Source organism: uncultured Phascolarctobacterium sp. (assembly GCF_937920985.1).
Lineage (GTDB): Bacteria > Bacillota > Negativicutes > Acidaminococcales > Acidaminococcaceae > Phascolarctobacterium_A.
Genome location: NZ_CALDXR010000020.1, coordinates 25652 through 44367 on the forward strand (window position 1 = coordinate 25652; position 18716 = coordinate 44367).

The following is an 18716-nucleotide window of genomic DNA, read 5'->3' on the forward strand; positions in this document are numbered from 1 at the left end:
AAAATAAGAATACTCCCCTTTGGCACCTTAGGCGCAATTGCCGTAAGTCATTCGCCTGAGGGGAGTTCTTGCTTGTGTCAGACGATAAGTTTATTAGGGAGGAGAGTGACTAAATGCTTAAGAAAATTTTTATCAGCGCAGTGCTGCTTTTGGCTGTGCTGAGCTTTGTTGTTTCATTGCTCAAGGGCAATAACAACAATGAGAAATCCGTTACTGTGCCTGACCGCGTGGCCGTAATTAATATTTCCGGTACCATTATCAGCGGTGCTGACAGCAAGGACAATATCTTCAGTCAGACTAACGGTGTAACGAGCGGCAGCATTATGAAGCAGATTCGCGAGGCAGCTGCTGACGACAGCGTAAAGGCGTTGGTGCTGCGTATTGATAGCGGCGGCGGCAGTGCTACGGCTGCTGAAGAGGTTGGACGTGAACTGAAGCGCTTTAAGGAGAAAACCAAAAAGCCGATTGTGGCAACTATGGGCAATACAGGTGCCAGCGCTGCCTATTGGATTGCAGCCTGCGCCAGCGATAAGGTTTATGCTAATGCTACTACACTTACCGGCAGTATTGGTGTATATATGCCGTATATGAATACGGAGGAGCTGTTCAAAAAAATCGGCATCACCAGCAATAAGATTAAAAGTGGTCCGTATAAGGATATCATGAGCAGCGACAGACCGATGACACCGGAGGAGCAGGCTATTTTGCAGAACATTGTCAACGAAATCTACGAGCAGTTCGTGACAACTGTTGCCGTAGGACGCAAGATGGAAGAAAGCAAGGTAAAATCCTTGGCTGACGGCCGTGTTTATACCGGTCTGCAGGCTAAAAACCTGGGTCTGGTAGATGAAATCGGCGATTATTACGATGCACTTGCTGCTGCAGGTGAATTGGGCAAGATTAAGCCGGGGGCTGACGGCTTGCCGCCAGTTAAGGTTAAGGAAAAACAACAGCCTTGGGAATTTTTGCTCAGCGCTCATATTGCGGAACTGATTAAAGCGGAGCTTGTGAACCAGCTGACGGGCAGTCTGCAGCAAAGCAGTGCTCCGGCTGGCGGTATGACGAGGTGATGAGCTATGAGGCGCAAAACATTTGAGGTACTTTTTGAGCCTGGTGCAGGCATGGCTGCGATTGCTAAGCAGCCTTCTCTTTGGCGCAGTGCTTTTTACTTTACCCTCAGCTTCAGCTTTTTTGGCGTAGCGACGAACTGCTGGCTGCTGGAGGAGCCGCTGGAGGTGCGTTTTGCTATTATTATAGCGACAGTGCTGATTGCGGGAACTGCTTTAGCGCTTTATGGCTTTTTGCTGCATGGCATTATGGAAACCTTCGGTGCGCTGGCAGGCGACCCCGTCGGGCTTATCTGTCTTTTGGGATATACAACGCTGCCGTTTCTGCTGCTCACGCCGGGTGCATTGCTGGCAGGCAGGATGGGACTGAACGGCTTACCGCTGTTAGGCTTCTTGTTCCTCGTCGGCTGTCTGTGGATGCTGTATCTTCTGGTGCGGTCATTGGAGGCAGTGTACCTTGTAGATGCCTTTCGCGCGGGCGTAACCGTAGTATTCAGCCTGTTTTTACTGTATATCGTCTTCATTTTACCGTGGCAGGTTTGCCTGATGCTGTTGCTGTAAATAAAATTTAGATTGATTAATCAGCATAAACGTGTCATAATAAAGGTTGGACATAGAGTTAATTCTCTTGCGCTGCACAAGCAGTGCTATTACCATATGAAATTATATTAAGGAGTGTTGTGAAGAATGAACAGAGAGCTTTCTTTGGAATTTGTACGTGTAACCGAGGCGGCAGCTATTGCCTGCGGTCATCTTGTAGGCAGAGGGGATAAGAACGGTGCTGACGGTCTGGCTGTTGACGCTATGCGCGCAGCCTTTGATACCGTAAACATTAAAGGTACCGTTGTTATCGGCGAAGGCGAAATGGATGAAGCACCGATGCTGTACATCGGCGAAGAAGTAGGTGCCGGCGGCCCTGAGGTTGATATTGCTGTTGACCCAATCGAAGGTACCAACCTGGTTGCTAAAGGACAAAACGGTGCTATCGCAGTTATTGCTATTGCTCCGCGTGGCTGCCTGCTGCATGCTCCTGACATGTATATGGATAAAATCGCTGTTGGCCCTCGTGCTAAAGGCTGCATCGATATCAATGCACCGATTAGCGAAAACCTGGCACGCGTTGCTAAGGCTATGGACCGTAAAGTAAGCGACCTGAACGTAGTTCTGCTGGACCGCGAGCGTCATTATGGCCTGATGGACGAAATCCGCAAGGCTGGCGCACGTATCTCCCTGATTACTGACGGCGACGTTAACCCGATTGTTGAATGCTGTATCGAAGGCAGCGGCGTGCATATGTACGTTGGTAAGGGTGGCGCTCCGGAAGGCGTTCTGGGTGCTGCTGCTGTTAAATGCCTGGGCGGCGACATGCAAGCTCGCCTGGTTCCTGAAGATGAAGCTCAAGCTCAACGTTGCCTGCAAATGGGTATCACCGATGTTAATAAGGTGCTGACTCTGGATGACCTGGTAAAAGGCGATGACTGCATGTTTACTGCTACCGCTATTACCAACTGCAACATGCTGAATGGTCTGCGTTACTTCGGCGATGGTGTACGTACCCATACTATTTCTGCCCGTTACAAAACCGGCACTGTACGTTTTGTTGATGCTATTCACAGCCTGGACCGCAAGGTGCTTGCTGTTAAGCTTTAATTTTAAAACCGGTTATAGGGCTGTTACGTTTGTAACAGCCCTATTTATCAATTAGATTGCCTATGGAAAATTTATTAGTCAATAAGGTTGCTGCTGTTAAGGAAGTACAGCAGGCTGCCGAATATCAAAAGAAAAAACAGGCCTGTATTTTAACCGGGTTGGCTGGAAGCAGCAAGCCGGTCTTTTTTGCTGCCATCGACAAGCTTGCAGGCAGCAAGGGAAGTATGGCCTTTATTACTGCATCACGCGAAGAAATCCGTGCCTACAGGCGCGAGCTGAACTATTTGTATCCTGAGCTGCCGATGCAGGAGCTTTATCCTGTAAGCTTACCGCGTGTGCAGGCTGATACGCAGAGCCTGGAGCTGCAGGCAGGTCGTGCGGCCGCACTACGCTTTTTGAGCGGCGAGGAACGCGGTATTGTCTTTATCACAGCAGAGGCGCTGCAGCAAAAGCAGCTGCGCCCGAGCGGTATGTCCGGTAAGGCGCTGCAGCTTGCTGTGGGTGAGGAGCACGAACAGCGTAATGTAGCTGCTGCGTTGCTGGATTTGGGTTATGAGCGTACGGAGCAGGTTGATGCCTTGGGACAGTTCTGCTTGCGTGGCGATATTCTGGACGTATATCCCATTAACGCCAGCGCACCTATACGCATCGAATGGTTTGACAATGAGCTTGACGCTATGCGCAGCTTTGATGTTGACACTCAGCGTAGCCTGCAGACTCTCAGCAGCGTTAAGGTTGCACCGCTGAAGGTGGATGAAAGCTTCAGCTATGATGCTGATATTTTTGAATACTGTGCTGCTGATACGCTGGTAGTTGTTGACGAGCCGGTGCATGTTTTCAGCATGCTGGAAAAGCTGGATAAGGAAAATAAGCTGCATTCTGCCGAGCTTTTTGGCAAGCAGGAGGTCATAGAACAACTGGCTGTTAATGGAGTTATGCTGGTATCGGCGTTGGGACACAGCTATTTGCAGCAGCTGCCGGCGTTGAATATACCTGTGCGTGCAGTAGCTCCCTATAATAAAAATACTAATTTGCTGGTAGAGGATTTGCAGAGCTGGCTGGCTGAGGGACTTACGCCACTTATTATGCTTTCCAGCAGCGTTAAGGCCCGCGGCTTTGCTGATAATCTGCACAACTACGGGTTGAAGGGGCATTTTGCCCAAAAGAGCTTTGAGCCGGGAGTAGTCAACGTTACTTATGGTGATTTGGACCATGGCTTCCGTTTTTGGGATGAAGAATGGCTGCTGCTGACAGAAAATGATATTTTCGGCATGCAAAAGCGCAAACGTCTGCATACCAAAAACCAGGGGCAGCAGCTGCAGTATTTTTCAGATATTAAGGCAGGCGATTATGTTGTTCATAAGGTACATGGCATCGGTCGTTATATAGGCGTAGAAAACGTTGTTCTTGACGGTATCCACCGTGATTATCTGCTTTTGGCCTATGCCGGTGATGATAAGCTGTATGTTCCAGTGGAGCAGGTTGGCATGCTGCATAAATATGTCGGCAGTGAAGGCAGTGTACCGCGTCTTTCTAAAATGGGCGGTACAGATTGGAAGCGTACTACAGCTAAGGCGGCGAAGGCGATTACAGAGCTGGCTGAGGAGCTGCTGCGTTTGTACGCTCAGCGGCAGATTATGCCAGGCCACGCTTTTTCGCCTGATTGCCAGCTGCAAAAGGACTTTGAAGCAGCGTTTCCCTATGAGGAAACGCCTGACCAGCTGAAGGCTATTGCGGAAATCAAGGCTGATATGGAAAAGCCGCAGCCTATGGAGCGTTTGCTGTGCGGTGATGTCGGTTATGGTAAGACTGAGGTGGCACTGCGTGCTGCCTTTAAGGCTGTGCTTGATGGCAAGCAGGTGGCGGTGCTGGCGCCGACAACTGTGCTGGCACAGCAGCATTATCTTACGTTCAAGGAGCGCGTGCGCAATTTCGGTGTAGAGGTTCGTCTGCTGAACCGTTTTTGTACGCCGAAGGAGCAACGCACTGTTCTGCAGGAGGTTGCCGATGGTAAGGTTGATATTCTTATCGGTACGCACCGCCTGCTGCAGCCTGATGTGAATTTTACCAGCCTCGGCCTGCTGATTATTGATGAGGAGCAGCGCTTTGGCGTTGCCCAAAAGGAAAAAATCAAGAAATGGCATCTCGATATAGATGTCTTGTCGCTTTCGGCGACACCTATTCCGCGTACTCTGCACATGGCATTGGTCAACGGCCGTGATATGAGCGTTATCGAATCGCCGCCGGAGGACCGCTTGCCTGTGGAAACTTATGTCAGCGAATATAATGACGGCATGATTAAGGAAGCGCTGGAGCGCGAGCTGCGCCGCGGTGGCAGGAGTTACTATATCAGCAACCGTGTAAGTGCTTTGGAATCGTTGTCTGCCAAGCTGCGCCGTCTGGTGCCTGGCATCAGCATCAAAATTGCTCACGGACAGATGAGCGAGGACGCATTGGAAGATGCTATGCTTTCCTTCTACGAAGGCAGCTGTGATGTGCTTTTGTGCACTACTATTGTGGAAAATGGCCTGGATGTACCCTTGGCCAATACGATAATTATTGACGGTGCTGATAACTTTGGCCTTTCGCAGCTGTATCAGATGCGTGGCCGCGTAGGACGTAGCTCGCGTCTTGCTTATGCTTATTTTGTTTATCAGCCGAATAAGGCGCTGAGTGAAATTGCTGAAAAGCGTTTGCAGGCAATCCGTGATTTTACGGAGCTTGGCGCTGGCTTCAAGATTGCTATGCGTGACCTGGAAATCCGTGGCGCCGGTAATCTGCTTGGTCCGCAGCAGCATGGTCACATTACCGGTATTGGCTTCGCAGCTTATTGCGAGATGCTGGAAAAAACAATCGAGCGCTTGAAAAATGGCAGGACAGCTGAGCCGGAGCCGGAGCCGGTACTGGAAATTCAGGCAGAGGCCTATATTCCTGACAGCTATATTTCTGATCCGCGCTATAAAATGGAGCTTTATCGTCGTTTCAGCGAGCTGGAATATTCGCAGCGCGATGATTTGCTTGATGAAGTTATTGATCGCTTCGGCAATCCGCCGCCGGAGGTGGAAATGCTTTGGCGTTTGGCAGCGCTTAAGGGCTTGTGCCGCGTGCTGAAAATCCGTGGCGTAAATGTACGTCAGGGTGTTATTCGTCTGACGTTTAGCGAAAAGGCGCAGGTAAATCCAGAGGCTATTCTGAAGCTGCTGATGGAGCATCCGAAGACGATGGCTTTGAAAAACGGCCAGGAGCAGCAGCTGACATACAGGATAGGGGCGTCCAAGAAGGAGCCTCTGGCCTGGCTGGAGCAGACCTTACCTAAGCTTGTATTGGAAAATTAATAATTGAGAATTAATGTGAGGAGGTGAAAGCAGGAAATGAGCAGTGATAAATTTTTGCGTGGAGCGATGATTTTGACGCTGGCAGGTTTGATGGTGAAGGTTATCGGCTCGGTGAACCGTATCCTGCTTTCACGTCTGTTGGGCGGCGAAGGTATCGGTCTTTACCAGATGGCCTATCCGGTATATCTTTTGCTGCTGGCGATTTCTGCGGCTGGTATTCCGGTGGCAATTTCTATTATTGTCGCCGGCTTTCTGGCGCAGAAGGATTATGCTAATGTGCGTCAGGTTTTTCGCGTTTCGCTGCGCCTGATGGCCTGCGTTGGCGCAGTACTGGCGCTTTGCCTGGTGCTGGCTGCAGGCTGGCTGGTGGAGGCGGGCGTGATTACAGATGCGCGTGCCTACTATTCGCTCATCGCGCTGACACCGGCAATATTCTTTGCGACGATTTTAGCCAGCTTCCGTGGTTATTTTCAGGGGCATCAGCTGATGACGCCACCTGCAGTATCACAGATTGTGGAGCAGCTTATTCGCGTAGTGACGATGGTGGTTCTGGCGTATGTGCTGCTGCCCTACGGTCTGGAATACGCTGCTGCCGGCGCCGCCTTCGGCGCAGTGCCGGGCAGCCTTACAGGACTGGTAGTAATGGGCTGCTTTTACCGCTACTACCGCAAGCAATGGCAGGCAGATGCAGGCAAGCTGCAGAAACCTGCTAGCGAGCTTGTGCGCAGCAGCGCGCTGATTAAGCGCCTGCTGCTATTGGCGCTACCTGTATCCTGCGCTAATATCCTTGTGCCGGTCACCAGTAGTATTGACGTGCTATTGGTACCAGGTCGCTTGATTGACAGTGGGCTTAGCGTGGAGCAGGCGACGGCGCAGTTTGGTTATCTGGCAGGCATGGCGCAACCATTGCTGCTGATGGCGACGATACCGACGATGTCGCTGGCGACAAGCCTGGTTCCTGCTGTTTCCGAAGCCTTTGCTTTGAATAAATGGCAGATTATCGAGCAAAAGGCGGCAACCGCGATGAAGCTGTGCTGCCTGATAACAGTGCCTGCTTCCGTAGGTATGTGGGTACTGGCGCAGCCTATCAGCCAACTATTGTATGGTACGGCAAAGGCCGGTGTTGCAATTATGCATTCTGCGCCTGCAATTTGTCTTTTAGGTCTGCAGCAGGTGACAACAGGTGTACTGCAGGGAGTGGGACATACTAATCTGCCGATGGTGAATATGCTCATTGGCATAGTAGCGAAGCTGATAGCTGTCTGCCAACTGACGAATGCGGAATATGGCATCGCCGGTGCAGCGTGGGCAACAAATATAAACTTTGGCGTGACAGCGCTTTTGAATATTATTGCGCTGTATCACTTCCGCATAAGCTTTTCCTGGTTGAGTATTGGCAAAATCATCACTGCATCTGCAGTGATGGGTGTTGCTGCCGTAGAGGTACATGCGCTGCTTAGCGGTGCATCTCCTGCTTTAGCAACAATCAGTGCCATGCTGGCTGCCGGAATATGCTATATCATATTGCTGCCACTTTTAGGCGTGCTGAACAGACAGGAGCTGCGTCAGCTGCCGGTAGTAAAACGATTTTTTAAATAATTAAAGAAAGAAGGCGTACTATCATGGGAACAATTACAATTGTCGGCTTAGGCCCCGGTGCTGTGGGACATCTTTCGTTGGAGACAATGGGATTTCTGCAAAACTGCGCTCAGGTTATCCTGCGTACAGCAGTGCATCCTACTGTTGCCGAGTTGGAAAAGCAAAACGTAAAATTTGCCTCATGTGACGATTTATACGAAAAGGCTGCTTCCTTTGAGGAGGTTTATAACAGCGTCGTAGAACGTGTGCTGGCAGCAGCACAGAACGGCGATGTTGTTTACGCTGTACCGGGCAGCCCGCTGGTTGCAGAAAAGACCGTTGTTTTAATGCGTACTGCTGCCAAGGAGCAGGGTGTAAAGCTGGTTATTAAGCCGTCTATGAGCTTTTTGGACTTGGCTTATGTTGAGCTGGGTATTGACCCGATTGCCGGTTTGCAGATTATTGATGCGCAGGATTTTGCGGAAATTGCCGGTGCCGGTCAGCATCCGCTGATGATTACCCAGGTTTACAGCCAGATGGTAGCCAGCGATTTGAAAATTGCGCTGATGGATGTACTGCCTGATGAATATGAAATTTATTTCCTGCGCAATCTGGGCCTGCCTGATGAGGAATGCCGTCCGATTAAGCTGTACGAGCTGGACAGACAGCCTAATATCGACCATCTCACGAGCGCTTATGTTCCGCCGCTGGCTGAGGGAGCAGAGGATACTGTATTTGAAAAGGTTGACGCTGCGGAAGACGTTCCCGGCATTATCACTTTTGGCGAAGATGAAGACGATTTTGCTGACGAAGGCGAAGAAGAAGGCTATGCGGAAGACTTTTTGCCGGAAGCAGGCTTTGATGATTTTGACATCCAGCCGTTGGCCGATGTTATGCGCACCCTGCGCGAGCCTGGTGGCTGCCCCTGGGACAGAGAGCAGACACATAAATCTATCCGTAGCAACATGATTGAAGAGGTTTATGAATACCTGGAGGCCGTGGACGCTGACGATGTTGCAGGCATGCGTGAGGAGCTGGGCGACGTGCTCATGCAGGTTGTTTTCCATGCACGCATGGCACAGGAAGCAGGCCGCTTTGATCTGCAGGATGTTATCGACGAGGTTGTAGATAAGCTGATCCGCCGTCATCCGCATGTTTTCGGTGATACCCATGTCGACAACAGCGATGACGTGCTGGTAAACTGGGAGGCTATCAAAAAGCAGGAAAAACAGGAGCGCAAGCATGTTTTGGACGGCGTAACGCAAGGACTGCCGGCGCTGCTGCGTGCCTATAAGCTGCAAAGCAAGGCTGCGAAGGTTGGCTTTGACTGGCCGGATAGTGTATCTGTATGGGCTAAGGTACAGGAAGAGCTGGGCGAGCTGCAGGAAGCCTTACAGTCAGGCGACAAGTCTGCTGCTGAGAGCGAGCTAGGCGATGTGCTTTTTGCTGTGGTAAATTACGCACGTCATTACGGTATTGAGCCTGAAGTAGCTTTAGATGGCACAAATAATCGCTTTGCTGCCCGTTTCAATTACGTAGAAAAGCAGGTGGAGGACAGTGGCAAAGGCTGGCAGGACTTCACTTTAGCTGAGCTGGATAAATTTTGGGATGAGGCTAAGGAGTTAGAACGCAAGCAGATTTTATAAGGTGATTTTGCAATAAAGTTACTAAAATAACGCTATTTTTCGCTTGTTTTATAAATATTTTCGGAAAAGGCTTGCAGGAAAACGCTTTAGAGTGTAGAATACTATTGCTAGTTAAATATGAGTTACGTTACGAAGTTACGTGCTCCGCAAGCATTTGCAATAACAACTAAAGTCATAATTAAGGAGGAATTTTTGATGAACAAGACTGAGTTAATCGCTGCTGTTGCTGAAAAAGCCGGCTTAACCAAAAAAGACGTTGAAAAAGTTATCACCGCTACCCTGGAAACCGTTAAAGAGGTAGTTGCTAAGGGTGACAAAGTACAGGTAGTTGGCTTTGGTACTTTTGAAGCACGTGCTCGTAAAGAACGTGAAGGTAAGAATCCGGCAACCAAAGAAAAGATTGTTATTCCTGCTGCAACCGTACCTGCTTTCAAAGCTGGTAAGGCTTTCAAGGATGCTGTTAACGCAAAATAAGCTGTATTAGTGCTGTGGGCCCGGCAGCCTTGCCGGGCTTTTCTCTAAAATATGCAGCAGAATACTGATGCAGCTTCAATGTTAAGGGGGCGAAGAAATGGTTAGACGTCGAGTGAGACATAAATCTATTGCATTCCCATTATTTATGACGCTGCTGATTCTTGCCTGCGCGTACGGTATTGTCAAGCAGGAGTATTCTATTTGCCAGATTAAAAATGAGCAGGCTGCCACACAGCAACGTATTGCTACTTTGAAAAAACAAAAGGCAGAGCTGGAGGCAGAGCGTAAACGGCTGGATGACCCGCGTTACATTGAAAAGCTCGCCCGTGAGGATTACAACATGGTGGGTAAAAACGAGGTGCCGCTGTTTATAGTTGATGAGAAAAAATAAGGCAGAACAAGAAATGATTGCTTTTGTTCTGCTTTTTTTATTGACACCATGAAAAATTAAAGAGTATAATACAAGAGTATTAAGAATTTTTAAGGGGGATTTTTTTCTCGATGTCACTTGAAGTAGGTGCAATTGTAGAGGGTGAAGTTACAGGTATCACCAATTTTGGCGCATTTGTCCAACTGCCTGAGGGCAAGGTTGGCCTGATTCACATTTCTGAGGTTTCTAATGTTTATGTAAAAGACGTGCATGACTTTTTAAAGGAGCACGACAAGGTTAAGGTTAAGGTATTATCTGTAGATGACCGCGGCAAAATCGGCTTGTCTATCAAACAGCTCACACCGCCGCCGGCTCCGCAGGCAAGACCGCAGCGTCCGCAGAATGATAATCGCGAGCGCCGCAGCAACAATAACGGTATGCGTCCTCAAGGCGACAATCGTGAACGCCGTGGTGGTATGCGCCCGCAAAGCGCAAGACCGATGGCTCCCGTTTCGTTTGAGGATAAATTATCCAAATTCTTGAAAGACAGCGATGACCGTATGCTGGACTTAAAACGTAATACTGAGTCTAAACGCGGTGGTCGTGGTGCCAGACGTGATAAATAAGCAAGCTGGTAATTAATGAAATGGCACTCCTGAGAGTGCCTTTTCTTTTATAGCATAGAAAAATGTGGTATGACACGTTTGAACCGCTGCTGAAGGAGATATGCTATGAGGCAGATTGCGCCTGCAGTCTATAAGCTGCGCAAAACAATTAAAAATTTGTTGCGGCCGGAGGCTCACTACCTGCTGGCGGTGAGCGGCGGCGCTGATTCCCTGGCTTTGGCACATGCCTGCGCTGCTTTGGCAGCGCAGGGCTGGGGACGCTACAGCGTCTGCCATGTCGAGCACGGACTGCGCGGGGAAGAGGCACTGCGCGATATGCAGGCAGTGCAGCGTGCCTGCAAGGCTTGGGGACTGCCCTGCTTTACAGAGCATGTGCAGGCTGCAGCGTATGCAGCGCAGCAGCATCTTTCTACTGAGGATGCTGCGCGCCGCCTGCGTTATGCTGCGCTGAGGCGCGTAGCGGCGCAGCAGGGCGCTGCAGCAATTGTTACGGCGCATCACGAGGGTGATCAGGCGGAAACGCTGCTCTTAAGGCTGTTGCGCGGCGCAGGCCTGCAGGGACTTGCCGGGATGCGGGCGCAGCAGGGTGACATCATCAGGCCGCTGCTCGCGTTGCCCAAGAGCCTGCTGGAGGAATACTGCAGTGCGGAAGGCATTGCTGTTTGCTACGACAGCACTAACGCGGATACAGCGTATACGCGTAACCGCGTGCGGCTGGAGCTTTTGCCATACCTGGAGCGTAGTTTTAACCCCGCTGTAGTGCCGTCATTGGCGCGTACTGCCGCCTTGCTGGCGCAGGACGCGGAATGTCTGGAGCAAATAGCTGACAATGCTTACAGGCAGCTGGCGCGCAGGCAGGAGGATGCTGTCAGCCTGCCGGTGACGCAGCTTACAGCACTGCACAGTGCTGTAAGGCTGAGGCTGTTAAGGCGCGCGTATTTCGAGCTGGGCGGTGAGGAGCTGTCCTATGAGCGTACTCAGGCCATTGATTCCTTGTTGCTCCGACGCAGTGGCGGCAAGGTTATCCAGCTGCCGCAGGGAATAAACGTAGTCTATAGAAATAAACAGCTTATTTTTGTTAAAATTATATAAAGTATAAGGAGAATGGAAAAATGCATGACGATATTAAGACAGTTTTGCTGACTAAAGAAGAAATTGATGCCCGCGTACAGGAAATGGGTAAGCAGATTGCAGCTGATTATGCAGACAAGGATTTGGTTGTCATTGTTCTGCTGAAGGGTGCTGCTTGGTTTGCTACCGACCTGACCCGCGCTATTGATATGCCGCTGCGCGTAGACTTCATGGTTGCTTCTTCTTATGGCAACGGAACCAGCACTAGCGGCAGCGTTAAGGTTAAGCTGGATGTCAGCGAAGACATTAAGGGTAAAGATGTGCTGGTAATCGATGATATCATTGACAGCGGCGTTACCTTTGCTTCTATCACCGATATGCTGCGTCACTACAAGCCCGCAACTCTGAAAACCGCTGCTCTGTGCGACAAGGCGGAGCGCCGTGTAAATGGCCTGGAGGCTGATTACGTAGGCTTTAAAATTCCTGACGAATTTGTAGTAGGCTACGGTCTGGATTATGCAGGTGATTACCGTAATCTGCCGTTTATCGGCATCCTGAAGCCTGCCGTATATGCACGCAAATAAAAGCCTATAAATTGCATAAAACAGTTGCTAGTTTTTCCTATCTATAATATAATAAAATATTATGAGCTAAGTGGAAGGAGGCTACGTGCTTGAATAAATTTTTTAAGAACGTACTTTTTTATCTGCTGATTATCATGGTAATTATCTGGATGTTTGACCTTTACGGTGAAAAGAATTCTAAGCCTGCCGATATAAGCTATACCAGCTTTATGCAGCATGTACAGCAGGACGAAATCAAACAGGTAACTATTGTTGATAACGTTATCAGCGGTAAATTAAAGGATGGCAAGGAATTTTCTACCGTTGCGCCTAATGACAGCAAGCTGGTAGAAAAGCTGGAAGCAAAGAAAGTAGACATTAAGGCAGAGCTGCCGCCGCAGCCACCTTGGTGGATGAGCATTCTCAGCTCTATTTTGCCGATGCTGATTATTGTAGGCCTGTGGTTTATGCTGATGAACCAGGGAGGTGCCGGTGGCGGCAAGGTGATGAACTTTGGCAAGAGCCGTGCACGTCGCTACGATGAGGAAAAACTGAAGATAACCTTTAAGGATGTTGCCGGTGCTGAAGAAGCCAAGCAGGAGCTGGAAGAGGTTGTTGAATTCCTGAAGCATCCGCAGAAGTATAATGACTTGGGAGCTAAGATTCCTAAAGGTGTTTTGCTCTATGGCCCTCCGGGTACAGGCAAAACCTTGCTGGCGAAGGCAGTTGCCGGTGAAGCGGGAGTTCCGTTCTTCAGCATTTCCGGTTCTGACTTTGTAGAAATGTTTGTTGGTGTCGGCGCTTCGCGTGTACGTGATTTGTTCGACCAGGCAAAGAAAAGTGCACCCTGCATCGTATTTATCGATGAGATTGATGCCGTAGGCCGTCAGCGCGGCGCCGGTCTTGGCGGTGGCCATGACGAGCGCGAGCAGACTCTGAACCAATTACTGGTTGAGATGGACGGCTTCAGTGCTAACGAAGGCATCATTATGATTGCTGCAACCAACCGTCCGGATATTCTGGACCCGGCGCTGCTGCGTCCCGGCCGTTTCGACCGCCAGATTGTAGTAGACCGTCCTGATATCAAGGGACGTACCGAAATCCTGAAGGTACATGTCAAGGGTAAGCCGATAGGACAGGATGTAAATCTGGACGTAATCGCTCAGCGTACCCCCGGCTTTACCGGTGCTGATTTATCCAACCTGGTTAATGAAGCAGCGCTGCTGACTGCCCGCAAGGACAAGAAGGCCATCAATATGCCGGAAATGGAAGAGGCTGCCGAGCGTGTTATCATGGGACCGGAGCGCAAGAGCCGTGTCATCAGTGATAAGGAAAAACGCCTGACTGCTTACCATGAAGGCGGTCATACTATCGTTGGTATGCTGCTTGAGCATACTGACCCTGTACATAAGGTTACCATCATTCCGCGTGGCCGTGCCGGTGGTTATACCCTGAGCCTGCCGAAGGAAGATAAGTATTATGCAACCCGCAGCGAAATGCTTGATGAGCTGAAGGTGCTGTTGGGTGGCCGTGTGGCCGAAGCTCTGGTGCTGAAGGAAATCTCAAGCGGTGCCAGCAATGATTTGCAGCGTGCAACTCAACTGGCACGCCAGATGATTTGCGAATACGGCATGAGCGAAAACATCGGTCCTGTAACCTTTGGTCATCGTCAGGACCAGGTATTCCTGGGCCGTGACATTGCCCGCGACAAGGATTACAGTGAAGAAGTGGCAGCTGAAATTGATAAAGAGGTACGCTCCTTTATGGAAGATGCCTATGCTGCTACCGAAAAGCTGCTGTCCGACAATATTGACAAGCTGCATGTGATTGCCAAGGCTCTGATGGAGAAGGAAACTCTGGAAGAGGAAGAAATCAACCAGCTGGTAAAATATGGTCATATCCTGACCGCAGAGGAAAAGCTGCAATTAGTACAGCAATCTGTTGTGGATGAGGAAGCAGCTGCTGCTCCCGTTGCCGAAGCTGATGCAAAGGCTGAAGCGCCTGCTGCCGAAGCAGATGCACCGAAAGCTGCTGCAAATGCAGGCGAAGAAGCACCCAAAGAATAATAGCAAAAAATTAACGCTCGCGTTCTGAAGAACGCGGGCGTTTTTTTGCGCTTAGTTAAAATTTCGGAAAAACTCCAAGAATCGCTCTGCCGCCAGTGACAACCTATGCTCCTTACTCCAATATAACGTCTGATCAAAATGCAGCTTCTCATCAACAAGCTGCCGTCGCACCATCCCCTGCGGCACAGCATCACTCTCTAACGCAGCGACAACCGCAACCCCAAGACCGCTCGTCGCAAAGGTAAGCGCACTCTCCGCCGTAGTAGCAATAAAGGCGATATGAGGCTTAACCGCATAATCCTTAAATGCACTGCGCAAAAGCGCATAGCTGCCATAATTACAGCACAAGGGCACACCTGCCAAATCCTCCGGCGAAAGCATGCTTTTACCTGCCCAAGGAACCGCAAATCCGGTATTATAGAAAGCATAAAAACTCTCCCGCTGCACCTTGATAGTAGCGAAATTGTGCGCCGCAGGCAACGGCGCATTGGCAAAGGCAAAATCAATACTGCCGGCCTCCAACTGCTGCTGTTGCTGTTCTACCGTAGCATCGTGAAACTGATAGCTGATGCCGGGATTTTCTTTGGCAAAGGGAATAAGATAGCTGCGCAGGAAATAGTCGGTACGTACGTGTGACACGCTGAAGCGCAGCGTGCCGGCGGCACGCCTGCCGAAGGCCTGCATACGCAGGCTGATATCATCCTCCGTATTGCACAGCTGACGTGCCTGCTGCAAAAAGGTTTCACCTGCCTCCGTCAGCTCAATGTGGCGCTTACCGCGCTGCATTTTGAAAAGCTGCACGCCATAATTTCTTTCGATAGCCTTCATCTGTGCGCTGAGCGCCGGCTGTACGATGCCCAATCGCTTAGCTGCGGCGCTGAGATTACCTGTTTCGGCAACAGTGATAAAGTTTCTGTAAAAAGCGAAATCCATAGCAGTATCTCCTTAAAATATCAAAAAATATGATTATAATAATCAAAATAAAGTCTTTTACTTAATTATAGAACGGGAGTAGAATTAAGTAAATGCAAAAATAGAAGGAAACCTTCTATTGAAACCGGAGAGGAAGCTGTTATTATGAAAAAACACCGTTCGTTGAATGTTTTATCGGGACCATTGCTTTTCTTGGCAGTCTTGCTGATGCTGGCGCCTATAATTGAATTTAAGCAAGCGGCCGCCATTGCTACGATTTTCTGGATGGGCCTTTGGTGGGTGCTGCGCCCGGTAAACATCGCCGTAACCTCGCTGCTGCCGATTCCGCTGAACGCCATCTTCGGCATGGTGCCGATGGACGGTATTATCAGCAAATACTTTTCGGAAATCGTCGTGCTGCTGGTCGGCAGTGATCTTATCAGCCTGGTGTGGGAAAAAACACATCTTGATAAACGTTTGGCGATAAAAAGTCTTTGCGGTCTGGGCACATCGATGCGCGAGCAGATATGCGTCTGGCTGGTGGCGTCGACGCTGCTGTCTATCTTTTTGCCTAACGTCGTTGTGGTTATGATTCTGTTGCCGGTGGCTGTAAGCATGTTGCGCTTTTTAGGGCAGCAGCAGATTACCAATAATCCCGTAGCAACGCCGATTCTGTTGGCCATCGTCTGGGGCGCAGGCTTCGGCGGCTTTGGCTCTCCCTTAGGCAGCAGCTCCAATCTGGTTGCAATCAGCTATCTGGAAAAGCTTACGGGACACGAATTCATGTATGTTGATTGGGTTATCCGCTTTCTACCGCTTTTGTTTATTATCATGCTGCTCATTTTGGCTTATCTGCTGCATCTGCCGCTGCCTGTTAAACGTCTTGACGGTGGCAAGGAATATTTCCGTGCTGCCTATGATAAGCTCGGTCCGATGAGCCGTGGTGAAAAATTAGGACTGTGGCTTTTTGTTCTCGCAACAGGTCTGGCCTTCGTCCGTCCGCTTTACGTGCAGTATCTGCCGCTGATGAAGCCTGCCTATGTTTTCTTCACCTTTGGCATGCTCACCTTTATGCTGCGCAACGAAACAGGCCAGCTGCTTCTTACATGGCGTGAGGCTGAAAAGGGCATCATGTGGGGTATGATTTTCCTTTTTTCCGGCGGGCTGGCATTAGGCCAGCTGATTACGAAAACCGGTGCGGCAACACAGATTGCTAAGGTAATCACGCTGCTGCCATTGAGCGGCGGTTGGGAAACAATGTTCAGCCTGACGCTGTTTGCCACATTCCTGACGGAAATCAGCAGCAATACCGCGGCGGCTTCTATCTCAATTCCGGTAGTACAAAGCATTTCGCAGCAACTGGGGCTGAATCCTATTCCTTATATCCTGACCTCGATTGTTGCTGTAAACTGCGCCTTCATTCTGCCGGTGAGCACACGTGCCGTGGGTGTAACCTACGGTCTGAACCCTGATGATTTACTGAAAAACGGCCTCAAGCTTTCAATAATCTGCATGCTGCTCGTCAGTGCGCTTGGCTGTATCTGCATGCATTGCTGGAGTCTTTTCAACCATCTTTAAAGTAGCCTTCTTTGTTTACTCCCTTGTCATTGCTGGGATGGCGGGGGAGTATTTTTTGTAGAGAATTGCGAAGAAGTATGCTTGAAAATGATGCAAAACAGCGGAAAAAAGAGGAAAATAGATTTTTTTTGTAAAATCGCTGATTTTAGTGCATTTTTTGCTATACAAACACGGTTTTTTGTAGTAAAATCATATCACAAGAATTTTGGCGGAACGGAAGGTTCCACACATATGCTCAAGAAAGGTTGTGTTATTAAGGTAATGAACGAGCAATCCATGAATAGAAGTTTAAAGAACAGACACTTACAGATGATTTCTTTAGGTGGCATCATCGGCAGCTGTTATTTTTTAGGTGCCGGATATGCGATTGAGCAGGCCGGACCTGCTATTATCCTTTCTTATCTTTTTGGCGGTGCAATCGTCTTATGCGTTATGCTGTGCCTGGCGGAGCTGGCTGTAGCTAAGCCTATTTCCGGTTCCTTTGTTACCTACGCACGTGAGAATATATCCTCAACCTGGGCTTGTGGCGTTGGCTGGGCCTATTGGCTGAACTGGATGGCTTACGTGCCGTCTGAAATGATTGCTGCGGGTATCATTATGAATAATTTTGTACCTGCCGTCAGTCAACTGTGGTGGGCAATTCTTTTTGGCCTGCTGGTGACTGTAATTAACCTTTTTCATGTCGATAATTTCGGCGAAAGCGAATTCTGGCTTTCCATTATCAAAATTGCTGCCCTTGTGGGCTTCTGCGGCGTTGCCGGTTTAATAGTCTGCGGTCTTGTCGGTGACCAGGGCTATTTAGGCGCTAAGGTGCTGCTGAGCCAAGGCGGCTTTGCTCCCCAGGGATATTGGCCGATTGTGCTGACTATGGTTATTATTCTGGTTAACTTCCAGGGTACAGAAATCATCGGTCTGGCTGCGGGCGAATGCAAGGATCCTGCTAAAAGCATTCCTATTGCTGTTCGCAATGTTTCCTGGCGTGTCATTGCTTTATATATCATTCCTATTACATTATTGCTGTCCATTATGCCGTGGGATAAGGCCAGCCTGAAGGAGAGCGTGTTCGCTGCTGCTTTGGCAGAATACGGCTTTGACGGCTTAGCCTCTGCGATTGCCTTTGTAGTGCTGGTTGCGGGTGTTTCCTGTGCTAACTCCGGCCTGTACGGCGGTGCTCGTGCGTTGCATGCACTGGCTCGCATGGATATGGCACCGGCGTTTTTGGGCAAGCTCAATAAAAACGGTATGCCGCAGAATTCCATTATCGTTTCTGTATGTGCTTGCTGGGCAGTTATCGTTTTCTACACCTTTAATCCCGATTCTACACTGTATACTTATTTGCTGGCAGTATCCGGCTTTACCGGAGCGATGGCTTGGATTTCCATTTGCTGGAGCCAATATAATTTCCGCCGTCGTCTGATTGCCGAAGGCAAGGAGGATACTCTGAAGTATAAAACACCGTTCTTCCCGTATGTTACGCATTTCGGTATCTGGTCGCAGGTTTTCTGTCTGGCAGTAATTGCTTTGACACCGGATTTACGCCAGACGCTGTACGCCGGCGTACCGATGCTGGTGGTGCCGATGCTTTGCTATCGTTGGCGCAAGCATCACAAGAGCTTGGTTCAGACCAAAACTCAGGTTGCTATGGCTCATAAATCTTAAAAGTATATGGAGGTTGCCGCAGATGCGGTAGCCTCTTTTTATGTAATGCACGAAAATATAAGAATATAACAGAGCCTTTTGAGTATAATGCCGTAAGGTGTTATAATAGTTGTTAAAAGGA

Annotated in this window: 15 protein-coding genes; 14 read left to right on the forward strand and 1 reads right to left on the reverse strand. The window is 49.5% G+C overall.

Annotated elements, in window-relative coordinates:
* Window positions 1–113: 113 nt before the first annotated feature.
* The 12 genes from sppA to ftsH all read left to right on the forward strand — a co-directional run bounded on the left by sppA (window position 114) and on the right by ftsH (window position 14446).
* The gene (sppA, locus tag Q0612_RS03635; RefSeq protein WP_298880885.1) at window positions 114–1070 is read left to right on the forward strand and encodes a signal peptide peptidase SppA; all 957 of its coding nucleotides are present in this window, start codon (window positions 114–116) and stop codon (window positions 1068–1070) included.
* Window positions 1071–1076: 6 nt separating this feature from the next.
* Window positions 1077–1628 (forward strand): YIP1 family protein, encoded by a 552-nt coding sequence (locus Q0612_RS03640; RefSeq protein WP_293724024.1) that lies wholly within the window; start codon window positions 1077–1079, stop codon window positions 1626–1628.
* A 126-nt stretch (window positions 1629–1754) separates the two neighbouring features.
* Window positions 1755–2717 carry a class II fructose-bisphosphatase gene (gene glpX, locus Q0612_RS03645; protein WP_293724021.1) on the forward strand — a complete coding sequence of 321 codons (963 nt, stop codon included), beginning with the start codon at window positions 1755–1757 and terminating at the stop codon, window positions 2715–2717.
* Between the two features lie 62 nt (window positions 2718–2779).
* A complete protein-coding gene (mfd, locus tag Q0612_RS03650) occupies window positions 2780–6052 on the forward strand; it encodes a transcription-repair coupling factor (RefSeq protein ID WP_298880892.1) in 3273 nt (1090 codons plus the stop codon).
* Window positions 6053–6088: 36 nt separating this feature from the next.
* A complete protein-coding gene (locus tag Q0612_RS03655) occupies window positions 6089–7651 on the forward strand; it encodes a polysaccharide biosynthesis protein (protein ID WP_298880894.1) in 1563 nt (520 codons plus the stop codon).
* Between the two features lie 23 nt (window positions 7652–7674).
* Window positions 7675–9276, forward strand: a complete 1602-nt coding sequence (gene mazG, locus Q0612_RS03660; protein ID WP_298880897.1) for a nucleoside triphosphate pyrophosphohydrolase — start codon at window positions 7675–7677, stop codon at window positions 9274–9276.
* A 195-nt stretch (window positions 9277–9471) separates the two neighbouring features.
* The gene (locus Q0612_RS03665) at window positions 9472–9750 is read left to right on the forward strand and encodes an HU family DNA-binding protein (RefSeq protein WP_293724013.1); all 279 of its coding nucleotides are present in this window, start codon (window positions 9472–9474) and stop codon (window positions 9748–9750) included.
* 97 nt (window positions 9751–9847) lie between these two features.
* The gene (gene ftsL, locus Q0612_RS03670) at window positions 9848–10141 is read left to right on the forward strand and encodes a cell division protein FtsL (protein WP_293830070.1); all 294 of its coding nucleotides are present in this window, start codon (window positions 9848–9850) and stop codon (window positions 10139–10141) included.
* A gap of 110 nt (window positions 10142–10251) precedes the next feature.
* Entirely contained in the window at window positions 10252–10746 is a 495-nt protein-coding gene (locus Q0612_RS03675) for a S1 domain-containing RNA-binding protein (RefSeq protein WP_293830068.1), read from the forward strand.
* A gap of 105 nt (window positions 10747–10851) precedes the next feature.
* Window positions 10852–11838, forward strand: coding sequence for a tRNA lysidine(34) synthetase TilS (gene tilS / locus Q0612_RS03680; RefSeq protein ID WP_298880907.1), 987 nt, complete (start codon window positions 10852–10854; stop codon window positions 11836–11838).
* A 20-nt stretch (window positions 11839–11858) separates the two neighbouring features.
* Window positions 11859–12401: a hypoxanthine phosphoribosyltransferase gene (gene hpt / locus Q0612_RS03685; protein WP_293724002.1), complete on the forward strand. Its 543-nt coding sequence runs from the start codon at window positions 11859–11861 to the stop codon at window positions 12399–12401.
* Window positions 12402–12490: 89 nt separating this feature from the next.
* Entirely contained in the window at window positions 12491–14446 is a 1956-nt protein-coding gene (ftsH, locus tag Q0612_RS03690) for an ATP-dependent zinc metalloprotease FtsH (RefSeq protein ID WP_298880911.1), read from the forward strand.
* Between the two features lie 51 nt (window positions 14447–14497).
* Here ftsH and Q0612_RS03695 read toward each other — a convergent pair whose 3' ends face one another.
* Window positions 14498–15379, reverse strand: coding sequence for a LysR family transcriptional regulator (locus Q0612_RS03695; RefSeq protein WP_298880914.1), 882 nt, complete (start codon window positions 15377–15379; stop codon window positions 14498–14500).
* 144 nt (window positions 15380–15523) lie between these two features.
* On the opposite strand from Q0612_RS03695, the gene Q0612_RS03700 reads away from it, so the two are divergent.
* Both Q0612_RS03700 and Q0612_RS03705 read left to right on the forward strand, forming a co-directional pair.
* Window positions 15524–16936 (forward strand): SLC13 family permease, encoded by a 1413-nt coding sequence (locus tag Q0612_RS03700; RefSeq protein WP_298880917.1) that lies wholly within the window; start codon window positions 15524–15526, stop codon window positions 16934–16936.
* 261 nt (window positions 16937–17197) lie between these two features.
* The gene (locus tag Q0612_RS03705) at window positions 17198–18595 is read left to right on the forward strand and encodes an amino acid permease (RefSeq protein ID WP_366914960.1); all 1398 of its coding nucleotides are present in this window, start codon (window positions 17198–17200) and stop codon (window positions 18593–18595) included.
* Window positions 18596–18716: the final 121 nt, after the last annotated feature.

Coding starts and splice junctions, on each gene's coding strand:
- Q0612_RS03640 (WP_293724024.1), top strand. CDS start 1,077: ATGAGGCGCAAAACATTTGAGGTACTTTTTGAGCCTGGTGCAGGCATG.
- Q0612_RS03675 (WP_293830068.1), top strand. CDS start 10,252: ATGTCACTTGAAGTAGGTGCAATTGTAGAGGGTGAAGTTACAGGTATC.
- Q0612_RS03700 (WP_298880917.1), top strand. CDS start 15,524: ATGAAAAAACACCGTTCGTTGAATGTTTTATCGGGACCATTGCTTTTC.
- Q0612_RS03695 (WP_298880914.1), bottom strand. CDS start 15,379: ATGGATTTCGCTTTTTACAGAAACTTTATCACTGTTGCCGAAACAGGT.
- mazG (WP_298880897.1), top strand. CDS start 7,675: ATGGGAACAATTACAATTGTCGGCTTAGGCCCCGGTGCTGTGGGACAT.
- sppA (WP_298880885.1), top strand. CDS start 114: ATGCTTAAGAAAATTTTTATCAGCGCAGTGCTGCTTTTGGCTGTGCTG.
- glpX (WP_293724021.1), top strand. CDS start 1,755: ATGAACAGAGAGCTTTCTTTGGAATTTGTACGTGTAACCGAGGCGGCA.
- hpt (WP_293724002.1), top strand. CDS start 11,859: ATGCATGACGATATTAAGACAGTTTTGCTGACTAAAGAAGAAATTGAT.
- Q0612_RS03705 (WP_366914960.1), top strand. CDS start 17,198: ATGAACGAGCAATCCATGAATAGAAGTTTAAAGAACAGACACTTACAG.
- tilS (WP_298880907.1), top strand. CDS start 10,852: ATGAGGCAGATTGCGCCTGCAGTCTATAAGCTGCGCAAAACAATTAAA.
- Q0612_RS03655 (WP_298880894.1), top strand. CDS start 6,089: ATGAGCAGTGATAAATTTTTGCGTGGAGCGATGATTTTGACGCTGGCA.
- mfd (WP_298880892.1), top strand. CDS start 2,780: ATGGAAAATTTATTAGTCAATAAGGTTGCTGCTGTTAAGGAAGTACAG.
- Q0612_RS03665 (WP_293724013.1), top strand. CDS start 9,472: ATGAACAAGACTGAGTTAATCGCTGCTGTTGCTGAAAAAGCCGGCTTA.
- ftsL (WP_293830070.1), top strand. CDS start 9,848: ATGGTTAGACGTCGAGTGAGACATAAATCTATTGCATTCCCATTATTT.